This window comes from Ectopseudomonas composti (genome assembly GCF_900115475.1).
GTDB classification, from domain to species: Bacteria; Pseudomonadota; Gammaproteobacteria; order Pseudomonadales; family Pseudomonadaceae; genus Aquipseudomonas; species Aquipseudomonas composti.
Genome location: NZ_FOWP01000009.1, coordinates 197912 through 214940 on the forward strand (window position 1 = coordinate 197912; position 17029 = coordinate 214940).

The following is a 17029-nucleotide window of genomic DNA, read 5'->3' on the forward strand; positions in this document are numbered from 1 at the left end:
AATTCCCGACAGAGTTATAGGTGGTTCACTGGTCCGCTCAGGAGGCAGCTTTCAATGCAGCCTTGGGAGCGTTATGTCAGGGGCGGTCGTGGAGGGCGGCAGTAGCGCAGCCGCTGTCGGCTTTCCGAAGAGACCGACCAAGAAAGAAGACCAAGGAGGACGGACAGGGGGGGTAGTCCTTATTCCATCCTCACTTCATTGTTAATGCTCAGGCTTTCCTTGTTCAGACAGCTGATGCACGACTGCCCTGCACACATCTGTCTGGGGTATGGCTACTGTCTGAGGTCAGAGGCATAGCCGATCAAGCTCGACGTCGGTCTTGACGGTTGGGGCATCGTTTGCTGCTGGTCGTCGGGCCAGATGGCCGAGTCGTCCTTGAAGTAGTTCAGCCGTCTCAGCGTTCCGTTGGCACTTGATCTCGACAGGTTCGGCGGACGCTTGCTTGAACGCTAGACTGACCAGCTCTGTGAATACGTGTTTCCTGGACGCACTCGGGAAGAGGGACATGAACTCGGAGGCATACTCCTGGGCTCGGTCGTGGAGGCATCCAGCCATGCTGACCAGTGTATCGTTGGCTGCAACGGGGGCCTGTCGGGGAAGCCACTCGGGTATGAACAACGCTTCTTTGCCTTTGGCGGAGGCTTCTTTCGTGACCTGCTTCTTCAGGTACTGATACTGGGAGTCCGTCATATCGAGCACCCACGTCCCCTTATTACGGTCTAGACGAAGACCATAAAATTCACGTAAGACCGGCCACATCTCAGAGCGACGTACCCCACCTGGTCGTGTGCTCAGCTTCACCAACTCAGCGATGGCGGTTGCACGTGTCATTGTTGTCTGGTGGTCATAAACCAGTGGATTGCCATCGTTGGTCTCCTTCACCTCTTGCTTGATCTTACGTATCTGGCGTCGGGATAGTTTGGTCTGCTCCTCAATGGCGCGTTCGGAGGCTTTGGTCTGCAGTAGCTGGATGACCTGCTGCTTCTGGCTATCGGTCACCTTCTCGGTCGGCTTCATTGTGGTCGCTTCCCGGTATCCAGGGTGGGCGTGACATTAGGCTGCCTGACGATAGGGCCGAGAGCGAGCCAGCAAGGCTCCTCACGGTCGCTACGGCCCAAGTCCAGGAGGTCGTCATCCTCCCAGGACAAGCCCGCTGTCAGGGCCAGTTCCATGGCTTCAGCTAGGCGCGTGTCGCGGCACTTCTTCTTGCCCAAGGCGCAGGCCAGGGTGGTCAGTCGGTCGATGTGGTCAGGGCGCAGGTGCAGGTTCAACCGCACCAGCTTTGTGGTGGTGTTCATTGGATCGAAGTCCTTGGTGATAGAGCGAACGCCAGCGCCCCGCCTGGAGTGTTCCGGGCAGGGGGGCGTAGTCGTCGCGGGGAAGTGGGGGATGGCTACAGCACGTCGCTGTACACTAGGTTGGGCCGCAAATACTTCCCGGCCTCCAGAAGTGCTTCGCGCTGTTCACACAAGGGGTGGCCGCAAATGGCCGGGGATGGGTTTTGCAGGGGGCTGGAGCTGGTTGTTCAATGGGGGGCTGTAAAGGCCTGGAGGAGGGCCGTTAGGGTGGCCCTGCTCGATGTGGTCCCTGCTCCCGGAGCCGCCTGGCGTGCTGCTGGCGTGGCGCTCAGGCCTCGACAGGGTGTGCCCTACAGGCGCGCTTCACAGTGGCCGTAGAGACGCCCCAGTGGTCGGCAGTGGCCTGGATGCTTGCGCCGTTCGCCTTTCTCCAGGAAGCGATAGCGGCGTCGTCGTGCTGCTTGGGTGCGCCCAGCTTGCGCCCGTCGGCCTTGGCCTTGTTGATGCCCGCCATCTGCCTGGCCTTGATGTTCTCCCGCTCCAACTCGGCAACAGCGGCCAGTATGGTCAAGACCATCTTCCCGTGGGGGCCAGCGAGGTCGAAGCCTTCGCGCATGGATATGACGGTGACGTCCTTGGCCTTCAGTGCCTCGACTGTCTCCAGGACGTCGATGGTGTTACGGCCCAGGCGGTCGATGGCTGCGACGATGACGGTGTCGCCCTTCCTGGCAAAGGTGAACAGCGCCTTGAAGCCTGTCCGCTCCAGGGCCTTGGTTGTGCCGCTGGTGGCCTCGTCGGTGAACCATCCATCGTCGCTGACCTTGTAGCGTTGCCCGATAGCGTGGCGCTGGGCCTCAACTGACTGGCCGTCGCTACTGACACGGGTGTAGGCAAGGATAGTGGTCATGGTGCTGGGCTCCGACTGGCTCACAAGGTAGGCTCTCAATCTGCCTTGTGGGTCATTGAAAGTCAACACAATTGAGCTAGGCTGCAGGGCTCATTCCGCCGTGTCGCCGTGAGGTCGCCTGGCATGGCTCACAAGGTGTACTTCCTGAGCCAGGCGTGGCGCGCAGTTAGTAATGTCAGCGCAGCTAGGGAGGGGCTCGCCCCTGACGTGATGTCGATCAAGGCAGCGCTGGTGTATGGGAGACGGTGTGGGGTACGGGGGGCTCTGTCGCGACCATACTTAAAAAAGGTCGCTCAGATTTTTCGTTGAAAAATAGCCTGACTGTAGGGCTACCCCCGCCAGCAATAGCCAGTGGCGAGGGCGTTCCTATGTAATCACTGCTGGAAGGGTTCGATGGCCTTGAATATTCCCGTCTTCGACATTTGTCTGCGCAGATCGAATCGTGTCAGTGCTTCAACGACGTCAATGTCCGACAGGCGGCGAAAGTCAATGTCGCTCCAAGCGCCCCGGTCAACCCGAACGGAGAAAAGGTACTCGTCCGTGATTCTTCCGGTGGTCTTGTCCGGGCGCTGTGAGTAGCCGGAGAGAACGACTTTAGTTGTTTTGGGTAGCGCTGCAAACGTCTCTCCTATGATCCTGAAGGCAATAGCATGGACGTGAGACATGTAGAGCTTCTGGACGGCTGTTGCGGACAGCTCCTTGACCGATAGCTTCAAGCCTCTACTCGGCACACTTGCGGTGGCTGTAGGCATGTCCTCGATCTCAGGAAGGTCGACGTCCAGCACAACGCAGTCTCCGCCGTCCAGTAACTCCAGGGAGATATCGGTCTCTCTCGGCCAGCAAATGTCCTGAAGGGTGTACTCCAGCCACGCTTCCATGTCGGAGGTGGAGTTGTATATACCTTCCTCGACCAATCGTCTTCTGTCCTGCTCATCCCGCAGGTGGTTTGTCCGCTGGCCTGACCAAGCGTTATGGCTTGAAGTGAAGTGCGCATAGGCTTCAGCATTTAACGCCTCAAGACGCTGCATGCGTTTCTTGAGCAGCCTATCCAGCAGGTTCGGTTTACGAGGGTGGGGAGGGGCTGGCTCTGGCTCACTGAATGACACTTCGACATAGACTGGTCTAGAAGTGCAGCTGGGGGTCTCCAAGTGGATGGTGCCGAGAGCAGCGATGTTCCCGTTTATGTCATCGCACTTGCGTTGAATCATCCCAAGGATGTGCTCCTTGTTCTGCTTCTTGGCTGCCTCAATCACATGTTCAGGTAGATCGTTACCGTCAGCGTCGTGGAAGGTCAGCGTACCGTCGTCATGCAGGGCGCAGGTCAGGGACACAAGAGTCGATTGGCTTTTCGGTTGTGCGGGTCTGGCCGGTCTGGAAGGCCCCGAAAGTTTTTGACTGCTGGATAAGCCCATGAAGCTGGTGTTCAGCCGGGCTCCCCGTTTGCCAATTCCTACCGATGCGCCCCGTGGTCCCAGTGTCCAGCCAACGCCTGACCCACTGATATTCATTCTGACGCCAGGGGCTAGCTTGATTGATTTCCTGAATCGCATCGCCATGACGAGCTCTCCTTATTGCTAGCGTCATTATTGTTTTCCAGCGCGAGCCTGGAGAAGCAAGGCAAATTTTGCAAGCCGTTACCTATATTGCCGGCTCTCTCGGGGGGCTTTGAGGCCTGCAGGTGGCAGCAATGGGCGCCTGTACCTGCCCCTCAAGTGGTACAAAAGGGGGGCAAACAGGTGGTACAAAGTGTCTTGCAGGCAGCCCCAGGAGGTCGCCTACAATGGCCTCGATTTCCATTTTTCTGCGTGGTCTGGTGAAGACCGCTTCAGAGGTGGCGCTGACTCATGAAGGCTCTAGAACGGGCTTTTTAGCAGCGTTATGGTGGCCCTGCCGGTCCCCTCGCAATGATTACCCGTTAACCTGGTCAGGCCCGGAAGGGAGCAGCCACAGCGGGAACATCGTGTGCCGGGGTGTGGCTGGTGGGGTCCACCTCCAGTTTTCCAGGCCTCCCTCTATCTCAGTATCCCCAGCGCCTATCTGGCGTTTTTTTGCTGTGCGCAATAAAAAGCCCGCGCTTTGGGCGCGGGCTTTTGGCTGTTTGCAGGCTCAGGCGATGCGGTAATTCAACACGCTGTCCTGTTCCTTGAGCGTCTTGCGCAGATCGGCTGGGATATTGCCGGCCCTTACGGCCAGTTCCAGGCGAATTTCTTCCAGGCTCTGGGCGAAGGCATTCTGGTCGGCGATTTGTGGCTTGGCCAGGACGCGGCTATAGACAGTGCTGTCGCTCTCGTCGAGCAGGGCGAGGATGATGCTGCCATCCGGGCGAGGCGAGCTGAAGCTGGCGCGCAGCGGATTGAACAGGTGATCGACGAGCTGTTGGTTGGTGAGTTCCATGTCCTACTCCATCCTGAGGTTGGTCACCTTCGACCTCGGGATGGCCGATTGGTTCAGGCGATGAGCGACTGGCGGGTGCGTTCGATCACCTGTTGCAGCGAGTCGTCGCTGTACTGGCCAGGGTAGAGTCGCTGGCTGTACTGGGCGATACCGGTCTTGTCGACCAGGGTAAAGCTGAAGCTGCCCTTGCGTGCGGCCTGGATACGGCAGTCGAACGGAGCGAAGGCGTGAGTCAGGGTGCTGATGGCTTTCTGAATTTGATGTTGAGTGTTCATTTTTCTAGGTCTTTCCTTAAAGCATGTGCGCTTCGTTGCGCGTGGTGTAGCTCCATGTGGTTGGCCGAAAAGCGGCCATAGCATGTCAACCGATCGGAGCTTGATTAGCACGATAAAGTTCCATTGTTACGGTTCTTCGGCGTGGTCGGTACGTCGGAGGCAGGCAGAGGAACTGCACCGATAAACGGCGAGTTGGCCTGATCAGTCAGCAGATGGGATCGGGGAGGGCGGCAGTGCGCAGATGCGCTAGACGTTGAACCGGGAAACCAGCGAGGGGGCGCAAAGGCCTTTTTGACTTACAGCGTGGTACGAACGGGGCGGATCATACGCGGTTGTTCAAGAATTGACCAGCGCTATTTATAGAGTCCGTGTGCGACGTCTACAGGGTTCGGTTGGCGGATGCAATTTGCTGGTTGCTCCGCTAGGATTAGCCCACTTTTGCTTTCCTCACATGACGGTTTTCCATGAGTTATCAGGTTCTTGCACGTAAATGGCGTCCGCGCTCGTTCCGCGAAATGGTCGGCCAGACGCATGTGCTCAGAGCCCTGATCAATGCCCTGGACAGCCAGCGCCTGCACCACGCCTACCTGTTCACCGGTACGCGCGGCGTGGGCAAGACCACTATCGCGCGGATCATCGCCAAGTGCCTGAACTGCGAAACCGGCATCAGCTCCACCCCCTGCGGCACCTGTTCGGTGTGTCGGGAGATCGACGAGGGGCGCTTCGTCGACCTGATCGAAGTGGACGCCGCCAGCCGCACCAAGGTCGAAGACACCCGTGAGCTGCTCGACAACGTGCAGTATTCGCCGAGCCGTGGCCGCTTCAAGGTCTACCTGATCGACGAAGTGCACATGCTCTCCACCAGTTCCTTCAACGCCCTGTTGAAGACGCTGGAAGAGCCGCCGCCCCACGTCAAATTCCTCCTCGCTACCACCGACCCGCAGAAGCTGCCGGTCACCGTGCTATCGCGCTGCCTGCAGTTCTCCCTGAAGAACATGCCGCCGGAGCGCGTGGTCGAGCACCTGACTCACGTACTGACCGCCGAGAACGTGCCGTTCGAGGACGACGCCCTGTGGCTGCTCGGCCGCGCTGCCGATGGTTCGATGCGCGACGCCATGAGCCTGACCGACCAGGCCATCGCCTTCGGTGAAGGCAAGGTGTTGGCGGCCGATGTGCGCGCCATGCTCGGTACGCTTGATCACGGTCAGGTCTACGGCGTGCTGCATGCGTTGATCGAAGGCGATGCGCGGGCGCTGATCGAGGCGGTGCGTCACCTCGCCGAGCAGGGGCCGGACTGGAATGGCGTGCTGGCGGAAATGCTCAACGTTCTGCACCGTGTCGCCATCGCCCAGGCGCTGCCCGATGCCGTCGACAATGGCCAGGGCGATCGCGAGCGTGTGCTGCAGCTGGCTCAGGCCCTGCCGGCCGAAGACGTGCAGTTCTACTATCAGATGGGCTTGATCGGTCGTCGTGATCTACCTCTGGCACCCGAGCCGCGTGGTGGCTTCGAGATGGCGCTGTTGCGGATGTTGGCCTTCCGTCCGGCAGGGGCCGACGATGCGCCCAGGGTCACGCTAAAGCCCTTGGGGATCAGCCAGGCCACTGCTGATTCCCAACAGAGTCGAGTGGCCGGCACCGCTATGCCGGCTCCTGCACCTGTGCTTTCTTCGCCAGCGCCGGTGGTCGCGCCGGCAGCTGCTGCGCCTGCCCTGGTGGAGGTGGTTTCGGCCTCGCCAGCGCCTGTCGTTGAACCTGCCGTGAGTGAGCCGGAAGCGCAGGTTGAGCCTCCAGTTGCAGCGACCGCTATCGTTGCCCCTGAGCCTGAGCCTGAGCCTGAGCCCGCAGCGCCTGTCGCTGTCGATGTGCCTTGGGCAACGGCCACACCTGCGGAGCCTGTGGCCGAGCCTGCTCAATCCGTCGCTCCGGCTGTGCCTGAGGTGAAGGCCGCAGAGCCTGAAGCCTTGGTAGCGACTGCGCTTGCCACGCCGAGCGAGCCTGTGCCGCCTGTGGTGGAAGCCGAGGGCGGTGACGATGAGCCGCCGCCCGGCGACTACGACTATGTCGAGATGGACGCCGAAACGCTCGATTACGATTTCGGTCACGCCGAAGCCGAGACGCCTGCGGTCGAAGAACCATTGCCGGCCGCCAAGCCGGCTACCGGTCTGGCGGCCGAGTGGCTGTCACTGTTCCCGCAGCTTGGCCTGGGCGGCATGACCGGTAGCATCGCTGCCAACTGCACCCTGATCGAGGCCAATGGCGACGACTGGCTGCTGCACCTTGACCCGGCGCACAGCGCGCTGTTCAACCCGACTCAGCAGCGTCGTCTGAATGATGCGCTGAACCAGCAGCAGGGGCGCAGCATCAAATTACGCATCGAGCTGTGCAAGCCCGAGCAGGAGACCCCGGCGCAGGCCGCCGCCCGCCGCCGCGCCGACCGCCAGCGCAGCGCCGAGGCGTCGATCCATGCCGATCCGCTGGTGCAGCACATGATTCAGCAGTTCGCCGCGAAGATACGCGACGACAGCATCGAACCTATTGATACTCCCAGTTAATTCAGAACACCGAGGATAGCGACATGATGAAAGGTGGCATGGCAGGCCTGATGAAGCAGGCTCAGCAGATGCAGGAAAAAATGCAGAAGATGCAGGAAGAACTGGCCAATGCCGAAGTCACCGGTCAGTCCGGTGCCGGTCTGGTCAGCGTGGTGATGACTGGTCGTCACGACGTCAAGCGCATCACTCTGGATGACAGCCTGATGCAGGAAGACAAGGAAGTGCTTGAAGACCTGATCGCCGCTGCCGTCAACGACGCCGTGCGCAAGGTCGAGCAGAACAGCCAGGACAAGATGTCCGGCATGACTGCAGGTATGCAGCTCCCCCCTGGCTTCAAAATGCCTTTCTGACAGGCTTCGTGTCGTCCAGTCGACGCACATGGCGGCGTTGCCGGCGAACTCGGAATCCTCATGTGCTCCAGCACACTGCGGTTCCTCGTCCGCCGGCGCCTTGCCCTGCACGCCGCCTGATCGCCACTCTTACTTGTGTTGATCGCATGTTCAGTTCGTAGGGTGGGCTTTAGCCCACCAGATCATTGCTCGCCAACTTTTGCAGGACTTCCATGAGCTTCAGCCCCCTGATTCGCCAGTTGATCGACTCCCTGCGCATCCTGCCTGGCGTAGGGCAGAAGACCGCGCAACGCATGGCGCTGCAGCTGCTCGAACGTGATCGCAGCGGCGGTCAGCGTTTGGCGCAGGCGCTGAATGCGGCGATGGAGGGCGTAGGGCACTGCAAGCGTTGCCGCAGCCTGAGCGAAGACGAGATCTGCCAGTTGTGCCTGGACGAGCGCCGCGACGACAGTCTGCTGTGCGTGGTCGAAGGACCGATGGATGTGCACGCTGTCGAGCAGACCGGTTTTCGCGGTCGTTACTTCGTGCTCAAGGGGCACCTGTCGCCGCTCGATGGCCTGGGGCCAGAGGCGATTGGTATTCCTGCGCTGCTGGAGCGCATCGAGGCCGGTGCGTTCAGCGAAGTGATCCTGGCGACCAACCCGACGGTAGAGGGCGAGGCTACAGCGCACTACATCGCGCAGATTCTTGCTGGCAAAGGTCTGGTTGCCTCGCGTATTGCCCACGGCATGCCGCTCGGTGGTGAGCTGGAGCTGGTCGATGGCGGCACCTTGGCGCATGCACTGGCCGGTCGGCGCCCGATCAGCTTGTAATTCATCAAGCCGCCGCACTCGGAGTGCCTGTGATTAACGACACTCTGCGCCGTATTGCTCTGTTGTTTCTGCTCGCCGCGCCTCTGGTTGCACAGGCTGCTCAATGCCCGACTGGGCAGATCCAGGTTTGCCTGGGGGCTTCCTGTCTGTGTGTGCCGGATCCAGTGCGGGTGCGCGAAGACGGTGTGAACCTGGCTGCTGCCCGTCTCGAGGCGTGGTTGTTGCAGTCGCGCCAGGCAGCGCTACGCGCTGGCACCGAGCCCATTCCTCTGATGATTCGCGCACAGCTCGCGCCGTTTTACGACGATGCGCTGCTCGATGAAGCGCGCTATCGCGTGGGCATTACCGACGAGATGGACGCCGCCACCGTCATGCTGCAGAACCCTGATGTACAGGCCGTGACGCTGGTCGATGTGGTGGTGTTCCGCAGCGCCGATGCCGCAGCGCAGGACGCGGCGCTGTGGGCGCATGAGCTTTGGCATGTGCAGCAGTATCGTGAGTGGGGCACCGATGGTTTCGCCCAGCGCTACACGCGCAATTTCCAGTCGGTGGAAGGGCCAGCCTACGAGATGGGCGAGCGGGTGAGAAAGGCGTTGCGCGAGCAGAAATGAAACGCTCGCTTGAAAACCAAGCAAGCGCTAGGTTAGGGTGGTCAAAACAATAACGGGAGTACCCGCATGGCCGCCTCGCTGTCGTATTTCGATGAATCTCACCAACTGATTCGTGATTCCGTTCGACGCTTCGTCGAGCGCGAGATCCTGCCGTATATCGACGAGTGGGAGGAGGCCGAGGAATTCCCTCGTGAGCTGTACCTCAAGGCCGGCGCCGCGGGCATTCTCGGTATCGGTTACCCGGAACAGTACGGTGGCAGCTACGAGGGTGACGTGTTCGCCAAGGTGGCGGCCAGCGAGGAGCTGATGCGCAGTGGCTCGGGCGGTTTGGTGGCCGGGCTCGGCTCGCTGGATATCGGTTTGCCGCCCATCGTCAAATGGGCCAAGCCTGCGGTGCGTGAGCGCGTGGCGCCGCAGGTGCTGGCCGGCGAGAAGATCATGGCGCTGGCGGTGACCGAGCCTTCCGGTGGTTCCGATGTGGCCAATCTCAAGACCCGCGCCGTGCGAGACGGCGATCACTACCGCATCAGCGGCAGCAAGACCTTCATCACCAGTGGCGTGCGTGCCGATTACTACACGGTGGCGGTGCGCACCGGTAGCGAAGGATTTGGTGGTGTGAGTCTGTTACTGGTGGAGAAGGGCACGCCGGGCTTTAGCGTCGGGCGCAAGCTGAAGAAGATGGGCTGGTGGGCGTCGGATACCGCCGAGCTGTTCTTCGACGACTGCCGGGTGCCGGTGGAGAACCTGATCGGCGTGGAGAACGCCGGCTTTGCCTGCATCATGGCCAACTTCCAGAGCGAGCGTCTGAGCTTGGCGATCATGGCCAACATGACCGCGCAACTGGCGTTGGAAGAGTCCATGAAATGGGCGCGCGAGCGCCAGGCATTTGGCAAGCCGGTGGGCAAGTTCCAGGTGCTCAAGCACCGCCTGGCCGAGATGGCCACGCAACTGGAGGTTTCCCGTGAATTCACCTACCGCCAGGCCGCGCAAATGGCGGCCGGCAGGAGCGTGATCAAGGAGATTTCCATGGCCAAGAACTTCGCCACCGATATTGCCGACCGCCTGACCTACGATGCCGTGCAGATCATGGGTGGGATGGGATATATGCGCGAGTCTCTCGTCGAGCGCCTGTACCGCGACAACCGCATCCTCTCCATCGGCGGTGGCACGCGCGAGATCATGAACGAGATCATCGCCAAGCAGATGGGATTGTAGAGGCGGCATTTGGGCCTCAATGGCGCGAATCCCTAATCGAGCGCCTGTACCGCGACAACCGCATCCTCTCCATCGGCGGTGGCACGCGAGAAATCATGAACGAGATCATCGCCAAGCAGATGGGATTGTAGAGGCGGCATTTGGGCCTCAATGGCGCGAATCCCTAATCGAGCGCCTGTACCGCGACAACCGCATCCTCTCCATCGGCGGTGGCACGCGAGAGATCATGAGCGAGATCATCGCCAAGCAGATGGGGCTCTAGATATCAGGCTCGGGAGAATCCGTAGGAGCGGCCTCAGCCGCGATTAGAGATGGCGCTGAGTCGAGGCGCCTCTCTTTGTCAGGACGCGACTTGATTCTGTGCCGCCTGACGCAAACGGGCGATGTCGCGTTGCGGCGGATCGCCGAACAAGCGGCTGTATTCGCGGCTGAACTGCGACGGGCTTTCGTAGCCCACACGGTAACTGGCCGCCGCTGCTTCGAGGTTGTCGCACAGCATCAGCCGGCGCGCCTCCTGCAGGCGCAACTGCTTCTGGTACTGCAGCGGGCTGAACGCGGTAACGGCCTTGAAACGGTGGTGCAGGGTCGAGGGGCTCAGGTTCACCTCGCGGGCCAGTTCCTCGATGCGCAGCGGCTGGTCGAAGTTCTTGCGCAGCCACTCGATGGCGCGGGAGATGCGCTGGCTCTGGCTGTCGGCGATGACGATCTCATGCAGGCGATGGCCCTGCGGGCTGAGCAGCATGCGATAGAAAATCTCGCGTAAGGCCAATGGCGCGAGCATGGCGATGTCACGCGGGGTTTCCAGCAGGCGTAGCAGGCGAATCACCGCATCGAGCAGGCGTGGGTCGAGGCGATCGAGAAACAGCGCGCGTTGTGACGCGGCATCCGGTGCTGGAATGGGCGGCATTTCGGTGAGCAGGCTGCTGATCAATGCCGGGTCGATCTCCAGTGCCAGGCTCAGGTATGGCGCTTCCGGGCTGGCCTCGATCACCCGGCCGGTGACCGGCAGCACCACCGATGCCACCAGGTAATTCAACGGGTCGTAGACGTAGAGCTCATCGCCGAGGCGGATCTCCTTGCGGCCCTGGGCGATGATACACAGGCAGGGGTCGTAGACCGTCTGCATGGGTAGGCTCGGCGTGGTGGCGCGCGCCAGTTTCAGGCCGGGAACGGCGGTCAGGTGCAGGCCGTCTTCGGGGACGAAGCGTTCGACCAGGCGTGCCATTTCATGGCTCAGTTCGGCAAGGGGAGTCTCGAGATTAGTGGCGGTGTGAATGGGTGACTGCATGGCGCGCCTCCGGAAAGTCAGCGAAGCCTAGCCAGGTTTTTCAGGCAAGTCATGAGGGGCGGCAGGATTAGGCAAATATTTGCCAGTAATGGGCAAATGACCAGTGATACAGAGTATTTCAAGGAATCTTGCGCAGCAGCACACCTACCTGGTGCACATTCAGCTGGTGCAGTTTTAGGCAAGATTTTGCCAGTAATCGACTAACGCCCTGATGACTTCCTGGCTGATCTTTGCAGCCATCGCGCCGTGCCGATGCGTCGGCCCGAGCGCCTGCAGTAGCACTTCACCCGCTGAGCGGTGCCCCATACGTCAATCAAGGAGCAGGCCATGTCCAGCAGATGGCTAATCGCACCGTTGGCCCTGTTGTTGCTCGCCACGGCCTGGCTTGACTCCAGGAGCGTCGACGAAGCGGCTTTGGCAGAGCCGCACGCAGCACCCCATGTTTTGCAGCGAAACGCTGCCGGTATGTACTGATCCATCTCCAGGAGGTTGCCATGAGCATCATTCACCGTATGACCGTTTGTGCCCGCCCCGGCCGTTCGATCCGGTTGGGGCAGTGCCTGGCGCGTTTGCACGAGGTTGGCCGAGATATGCCGGGTTGCGAACGCCTGCGCGTATTCCCGTTGCGCAATGATCCGCTGACTTGGCAGGTAGAAGGGCATTGGTACTCGGCAGCGGCACGCGACACCTTCCTCGGCAGCGAAGGCCTGCGTCGGGTCGTGGCCCAGGCGATAGACGAGGGGCTGTTCACCCATCTTGAATGCGGCATGGAGTTGCAGCAGCAGGTCGCCTGAGGTCGCCCAGGCTTGCCTTTGTGAAATTATCTCTATAGATTTTCATGAAATTAATTATTTTAAATTTCATGAGTCGTCTATGTTTCGCCATGCCAGTGAGCACGTCGACAGCTATTACGCCCATAGCTGCAAGGATCGACTGACGCACCATCCAGTGCTGCAAGGTGATCGGCAGTGCGATGTGCTGGTGATCGGCGCCGGTTTCAGTGGCCTGCACACCGCCTTGCGCCTGGCCGAAGCGGGCAAGCGGGTGATCCTGCTGGAAGCCAGTCGCGTGGCCTGGGCCGCGTCCGGTCGCAATGGCGGGCAGGCGATTCTGGGCTGGTCCTGCGATATGCCACCGCTGGAAAAGGCGCTGGGCCTCGAGCGTACGCGGTGTCTGTGGGGCGGCATGGCCTGGGCAGCCCGTGAGCTGCGTGAACTGCCTCAGCGTCACGGCTTCGACTGCGATTACCGTCACGGCCACCTGTGGACGGCGGTGCTGCCGCGCCGCGTAGCGCTGCTGCATGAGTGGCAGGAGCAGGCCGCCTACAAATGGGGGCACCGTGCGCTGCAGTTCGTCTCCCGTGAGCAGATGCCGCAGTGGGTCGCCAGCGAGCGCTATCAAGCCGGGCTTTACGATCCTGAGGCAGGGCATCTCAACCCACTCAAGTTGGCACTCGGGCTGGCCGCGGCCTTCGTTCGCGCCGGTGGGCAGATCTTCGAGCAGAGTCGTGCGCTGAGCCAGGACGCACATGCTGCTGGCTACCGCGTGCGCACCGAGCAGGGCAGTGTGCAGGCCGACACCCTGGTGTTGGCGTGCAACACCTATGTCGACAGCCTGGCGCCACGTCTGGCCCGGCGCATTCTGCCGGTTGGTACCTACCAGGTCGCCACCGAGCCGCTGGGCGTCGAGCGCGCCGAGGCGTTGTTGCCGCGCAATGCCTGCGTGACCGACAACCAGTTCGTTCTCGATTACTTCCGCCGCACTCCGGATCACCGCCTGCTGTTCGGTGGCGGCTGCACCTACCTCGGCGGCTTGCCAAAGGATATGGCGGCGGCCACCCGGCCTTTCCTCGAGCGCGTCTTTCCGCAACTGGCAGGCGTAGCCATCGACTTCGCTTGGGGCGGGCATATCGATATCACCCGTGCGCGCACCCCGGATGTCGGTGGCGAGAATGGCCGTTACTGGCTGCAGGGCTTTTCCGGCCATGGTGTGCTGCCGACGCTGGCGGCGGCTCGGGCAGTCAGCGACGCGATCCTCGGCAATGACGACGAACTGGCGTTGTATCAGCAATTGCGTAATCCCGAATTTCCATTCGGCGAGCGCCTGGCGGCGCCGCTCGAGGCCATTGGCAAGGCCTGGTACCGATTAAGAGACAGCTTCTGAAATGGACAGCCCAGAGATGGACAAGAATCTGGAAATGGCAGCGCTGGCCGTGCTCATCCACGACCTGCGCAAGCACAAGAAGGTCACCCTCAACGAACTGGCCGAGCGCATTGGCCGCTCGGTGGGCTTTCTCTCGCAGGTTGAGCGCGGTCTGTCGCGCCCGACGGTGGAGGATCTGACCGCCATCAGTGAGGCGCTCGATGTGCCCACCACCTATTTCTACAGCCTGCCCAAACCCAAGGCGCTGGACTGGGTTACTCGCCCGGACGAGCGCCGCACCCTGTACCTGGCCGGTGGCATCACCGACATCATGGCCTCACCGACGCTGCAGGGCGCCTTCATGGTCGTCGACAGTCTGCTCGAGCCCGGTGCCAGCAGTGGCGAACGGCAGATGAGCGACCGCTCCGAGCAGGCCGGCTATGTGCTCGAAGGCCAGTTGACGCTGTGGTTGGGCGAGGATGAAGAGAGCGCCACGCTGTATCCCGGTGATGCCTTCCAGGTCCCGAGTTACGCGCGTTTGCGCTATGCCAACCAGGGCGACACGCCAGCGCGCGTGTTGTGGATCTACACCTAACTTTCCCGTGAACCGGACATGACTCCAATGAACGCCACCCGAGTTGAGCTGCTCGACGAAGTCCATCAATTTCGCCAGGCCCACCCCGAGGTGCGCTTCGTCGACCTGATCTGCCTGGACATTCCCGGGCATTTCTATGGCAAGCGCTACCCCATCGAGATGCTGGAGAAGGTCGCTGCCGGCAGTGCCCTGAAACTGCCGCAGAACTGCGTGCTGCTCGGCGCTCAGGGCGGGCTCTACGAGATCGGTGACTACTGCTTCCACGATGGCGACCCGGACGCGCCGCGGCGCCTGATCCCCGGCACGCTCAAGCTGGTGAACTGGGAGCGTCAGCCGCTGGGGCAGATGTTGATCAGCTCCGATGGCACCGAAGCGCCCATCGAGTTTGAACCGCGCGAGGTGCTGGCGCGCGTGGTGCAACGCCTGGCCGCGCGTGGCATTCGTCCGGTGGTGGCCTTCGAACTGGAGTTCTACCTGTTCGACAAGGCGCTCAAGGATGGCTTGCCGCAGTACCCCCGCGATGACCTGAGCGGCGATGCCGACGACCAACCGAACATGCACATCGAGCGGTTGTCACGCTTCGCTGAGGTGCTCGACGACATCACCGAGACCGCGCGCCTGCAGGGCATCGACACCACGGTGATCACTGCCGAGATCGGCCCAGGGCAGTTCGAGATCAACTTCAGCCACAACGCCGACCCGCTGCAGTCGGCCGACTGGTCGGCGCTGTTCTGCCGGGTGACCCGTGGCGTGGCGCTCAAATACGGCCACCGCGCCAGCTTCATGGCCAAGCCATACCTGCAATATCCGGGCAGCGGCATGCACATCCACGTCAGCCTGTACGACGAGGCCGGCGACAACCTGCTGGCCCGTGACGAGCAGCGCCCGCTGCGGCATGCCGTGGCCGGGTGCCTGGAACTGCTGCCGGAGCTGATGCCGCTCTACGCGCCGAACCACAACAGTTACCGCCGCTTCGGCGCCCAGGTGAACTCGGCGAGCAAGGCCAGTTGGGGCTTCGAGGATCGCGACGCCTGTGTGCGTATCCCCGAGTCGGACGCGCGCAACCTGCGCCTGGAGTTCCGCCTGCCGGGCGCCGATGCCAACCCTTACCTGGTGCTGGCGGCGCTGCTGACCAGCATCGAGCAAGGCCTCGACGCTAAGGTCGAGCCCATCGCACCACTGAATGACGACCGCGAAAGCGGCGTCGACTTTCCCACGGACATGCTCGACGCCGTGCGCCGCATGCAGGCCAGCGAGCGCGTCGCCGCCGGCCTCGGTAGCGAGTTCGTGATGGTTTATTGCGAGAACAAACGCCAGGATCACCTGGCCTTCATGCACGACATCAGCCCGCGCGAATACCGCTGGTACCTGTGATGTCACGGATAGAAGGAGGCGCCATGAACAACGCCGTAAACAACCCCAACACCGCACACTGGCAGGCCCTGAGCAAGGCCCACCACTTGGCGCCGTTCAGTGATTACAAGCAGTTGGCCGAGAAGGGCCCGCGCATCATCACCGAGGCCAAGGGCGTGCATCTGTGGGACAGCGAGGGCAACAAGATCCTCGATGGCATGGCCGGCTTGTGGTGCGTGGCCGTCGGCTATGGCCGCGAGGAGCTGGTCGCAGCCGCCGCCAAGCAGATGTTGCAGCTGCCGTTCTACAACACCTTCTTCCAGACCGCGCACCCGCCAGTGCTGGAACTGGCGCACGCCATTTCCCAGCTGGCGCCGGCCGGCATGAACCATGTGTTCTTCACCGGTTCGGGCTCCGAAGGCAACGACACCATGCTGCGTTTGGTGCGCCACTACTGGGCGTGCAAGGGCCAGCCAAACAAGAAGATCATCATCGGTCGTGACAACGGCTACCACGGCTCCACCGTGGCCGGCGCCAGCCTCGGCGGCATGAAGTTCATGCACGAGCAGGGCGACCTGCCGATTCCCGGTATCGCGCATATCCCGCAGCCGTACTGGTTCGGTGAGGGCGGCGATATGACCCCGGAAGCCTTCGGTATCTGGGCTGCTGACCAGCTGGAGAAGAAGATTCTCGAGCTGGGTGTGGACAACGTGGCGGCCTTTATCGCCGAGCCGATCCAGGGCGCCGGTGGCGTGATCATCCCGCCGGAAACCTACTGGCCGCGTATCAAGGAAATCCTCGGCAAATACGACATCTTGTTTGTGGCCGATGAAGTGATCTGCGGCTTCGGCCGTACCGGCGAATGGTTCGGCAGCCAGTATTACGATTTGAAACCCGACCTGATGACCATCGCCAAAGGCCTCACCAGCGGCTACGTGCCGATGGGCGGGCTGATCGTCAGCGACAAGGTATTCGAGGTGATCGAGGCGCACGGCGACTTCAACCACGGCTTCACCTATTCCGGCCATCCGGTGGCGGCAGCGGTGGGTCTTGAGAACCTGCGCATTCTCAAGGAAGAAGGCATCGTCGAACGGGTGAAAGCAGAAACGGCACCGTATTTGCAGAGTCGTCTACGTGAGCTGGCGGATCACCCGCTGGTGGGCGAAGTGCGCGGTGTCGGCATGCTCGGTGCCATCGAATTGGTGCAGGACAAGGCGACGCGCAAACGTTATCCGGG

Annotated in this window: 18 protein-coding genes, 1 other RNA gene and 1 pseudogene; 13 read left to right on the top strand and 7 right to left on the bottom strand. The window is 61.5% G+C overall.

Annotation, left to right across the window (positions count from 1 at the left end):
* Nucleotides 1–285 precede the first annotated feature (285 nt).
* From BM059_RS17195 to BM059_RS17210, 4 genes are all read right to left on the bottom strand, one after another.
* Nucleotides 286–1017 carry a hypothetical protein gene (locus BM059_RS17195; RefSeq protein WP_074940365.1) on the bottom strand — a complete coding sequence of 244 codons (732 nt, stop codon included), beginning with the start codon at nucleotides 1015–1017 and terminating at the stop codon, nucleotides 286–288.
* A complete protein-coding gene (locus BM059_RS17200) occupies nucleotides 1014–1298 on the bottom strand; it encodes a hypothetical protein (protein WP_074940369.1) in 285 nt (94 codons plus the stop codon). The genes BM059_RS17195 and BM059_RS17200 overlap by 4 nt, the downstream gene beginning before the upstream one ends.
* Nucleotides 1299–1626: 328 nt before the next feature.
* Nucleotides 1627–2205 (bottom strand): recombinase family protein, encoded by a 579-nt coding sequence (locus BM059_RS17205; protein WP_074940372.1) that lies wholly within the window; start codon nucleotides 2203–2205, stop codon nucleotides 1627–1629.
* 374 nt (nucleotides 2206–2579) lie between these two features.
* On the bottom strand, nucleotides 2580–3761 hold the full coding sequence (locus BM059_RS17210) for a DUF4236 domain-containing protein (protein ID WP_074940375.1): 1182 nt from the start codon (nucleotides 3759–3761) through the stop codon (nucleotides 2580–2582).
* Between the two features lie 332 nt (nucleotides 3762–4093).
* On the opposite strand from BM059_RS17210, the gene ffs reads away from it, so the two are divergent.
* Nucleotides 4094–4190: signal recognition particle sRNA small type (gene ffs, locus BM059_RS17215), an RNA gene on the top strand.
* Nucleotides 4191–4311: 121 nt separating this feature from the next.
* Here the strand turns inward: ffs and BM059_RS17220 are convergent.
* Together BM059_RS17220 and BM059_RS17225 are read right to left on the bottom strand one after the other, a co-directional pair.
* Nucleotides 4312–4599, bottom strand: a complete 288-nt coding sequence (locus tag BM059_RS17220) for a DUF3509 domain-containing protein (protein WP_074940379.1) — start codon at nucleotides 4597–4599, stop codon at nucleotides 4312–4314.
* A gap of 53 nt (nucleotides 4600–4652) precedes the next feature.
* Nucleotides 4653–4874 (bottom strand): hypothetical protein, encoded by a 222-nt coding sequence (locus tag BM059_RS17225; protein WP_074940383.1) that lies wholly within the window; start codon nucleotides 4872–4874, stop codon nucleotides 4653–4655.
* Nucleotides 4875–5338: 464 nt separating this feature from the next.
* Here BM059_RS17225 and dnaX point away from each other — a divergent pair, with 464 nt between their 5' ends.
* The 7 genes and pseudogenes from dnaX to BM059_RS25885 all read left to right on the top strand — a co-directional run bounded on the left by dnaX (nucleotide 5339) and on the right by BM059_RS25885 (nucleotide 10676).
* A complete protein-coding gene (gene dnaX / locus BM059_RS17230; RefSeq protein ID WP_074940386.1) occupies nucleotides 5339–7426 on the top strand; it encodes a DNA polymerase III subunit gamma/tau in 2088 nt (695 codons plus the stop codon).
* A gap of 23 nt (nucleotides 7427–7449) precedes the next feature.
* Nucleotides 7450–7776 (top strand): YbaB/EbfC family nucleoid-associated protein, encoded by a 327-nt coding sequence (locus BM059_RS17235; RefSeq protein ID WP_074940389.1) that lies wholly within the window; start codon nucleotides 7450–7452, stop codon nucleotides 7774–7776.
* Between the two features lie 212 nt (nucleotides 7777–7988).
* Nucleotides 7989–8588: a recombination mediator RecR gene (gene recR, locus BM059_RS17240; protein ID WP_074940391.1), complete on the top strand. Its 600-nt coding sequence runs from the start codon at nucleotides 7989–7991 to the stop codon at nucleotides 8586–8588.
* 29 nt (nucleotides 8589–8617) lie between these two features.
* Nucleotides 8618–9199 carry an eCIS core domain-containing protein gene (locus tag BM059_RS17245; protein ID WP_074940394.1) on the top strand — a complete coding sequence of 194 codons (582 nt, stop codon included), beginning with the start codon at nucleotides 8618–8620 and terminating at the stop codon, nucleotides 9197–9199.
* 66 nt (nucleotides 9200–9265) lie between these two features.
* Nucleotides 9266–10414: an acyl-CoA dehydrogenase family protein gene (locus BM059_RS17250; RefSeq protein WP_074940396.1), complete on the top strand. Its 1149-nt coding sequence runs from the start codon at nucleotides 9266–9268 to the stop codon at nucleotides 10412–10414.
* A 23-nt stretch (nucleotides 10415–10437) separates the two neighbouring features.
* A pseudogene (locus BM059_RS25880) lies at nucleotides 10438–10545 on the top strand (acyl-CoA dehydrogenase family protein); the annotation flags it as partial.
* 35 nt (nucleotides 10546–10580) lie between these two features.
* A complete protein-coding gene (locus BM059_RS25885) occupies nucleotides 10581–10676 on the top strand; it encodes an acyl-CoA dehydrogenase family protein (protein ID WP_449240074.1) in 96 nt (31 codons plus the stop codon).
* Nucleotides 10677–10754: 78 nt separating this feature from the next.
* Here the strand turns inward: BM059_RS25885 and BM059_RS17260 are convergent, their stop codons facing one another.
* A complete protein-coding gene (locus BM059_RS17260; protein WP_074940402.1) occupies nucleotides 10755–11702 on the bottom strand; it encodes an AraC family transcriptional regulator in 948 nt (315 codons plus the stop codon).
* Nucleotides 11703–12196: 494 nt separating this feature from the next.
* On the opposite strand from BM059_RS17260, the gene BM059_RS17265 reads away from it, so the two are divergent.
* From BM059_RS17265 to BM059_RS17285, 5 genes are all read left to right on the top strand, one after another.
* The gene (locus BM059_RS17265) at nucleotides 12197–12496 is read left to right on the top strand and encodes a putative quinol monooxygenase (protein ID WP_074940405.1); all 300 of its coding nucleotides are present in this window, start codon (nucleotides 12197–12199) and stop codon (nucleotides 12494–12496) included.
* A gap of 79 nt (nucleotides 12497–12575) precedes the next feature.
* On the top strand, nucleotides 12576–13865 hold the full coding sequence (locus tag BM059_RS17270) for an NAD(P)/FAD-dependent oxidoreductase (RefSeq protein WP_074940408.1): 1290 nt from the start codon (nucleotides 12576–12578) through the stop codon (nucleotides 13863–13865).
* Nucleotides 13866–13881: 16 nt separating this feature from the next.
* On the top strand, nucleotides 13882–14439 hold the full coding sequence (locus BM059_RS17275; RefSeq protein ID WP_017677233.1) for a helix-turn-helix domain-containing protein: 558 nt from the start codon (nucleotides 13882–13884) through the stop codon (nucleotides 14437–14439).
* A gap of 27 nt (nucleotides 14440–14466) precedes the next feature.
* A complete protein-coding gene (locus tag BM059_RS17280; protein WP_074940411.1) occupies nucleotides 14467–15813 on the top strand; it encodes a glutamine synthetase family protein in 1347 nt (448 codons plus the stop codon).
* Between the two features lie 23 nt (nucleotides 15814–15836).
* Nucleotides 15837–17029: aspartate aminotransferase family protein (locus BM059_RS17285; RefSeq protein WP_074940414.1), on the top strand; the 1193-nt coding region annotated here is incomplete at its 3' end.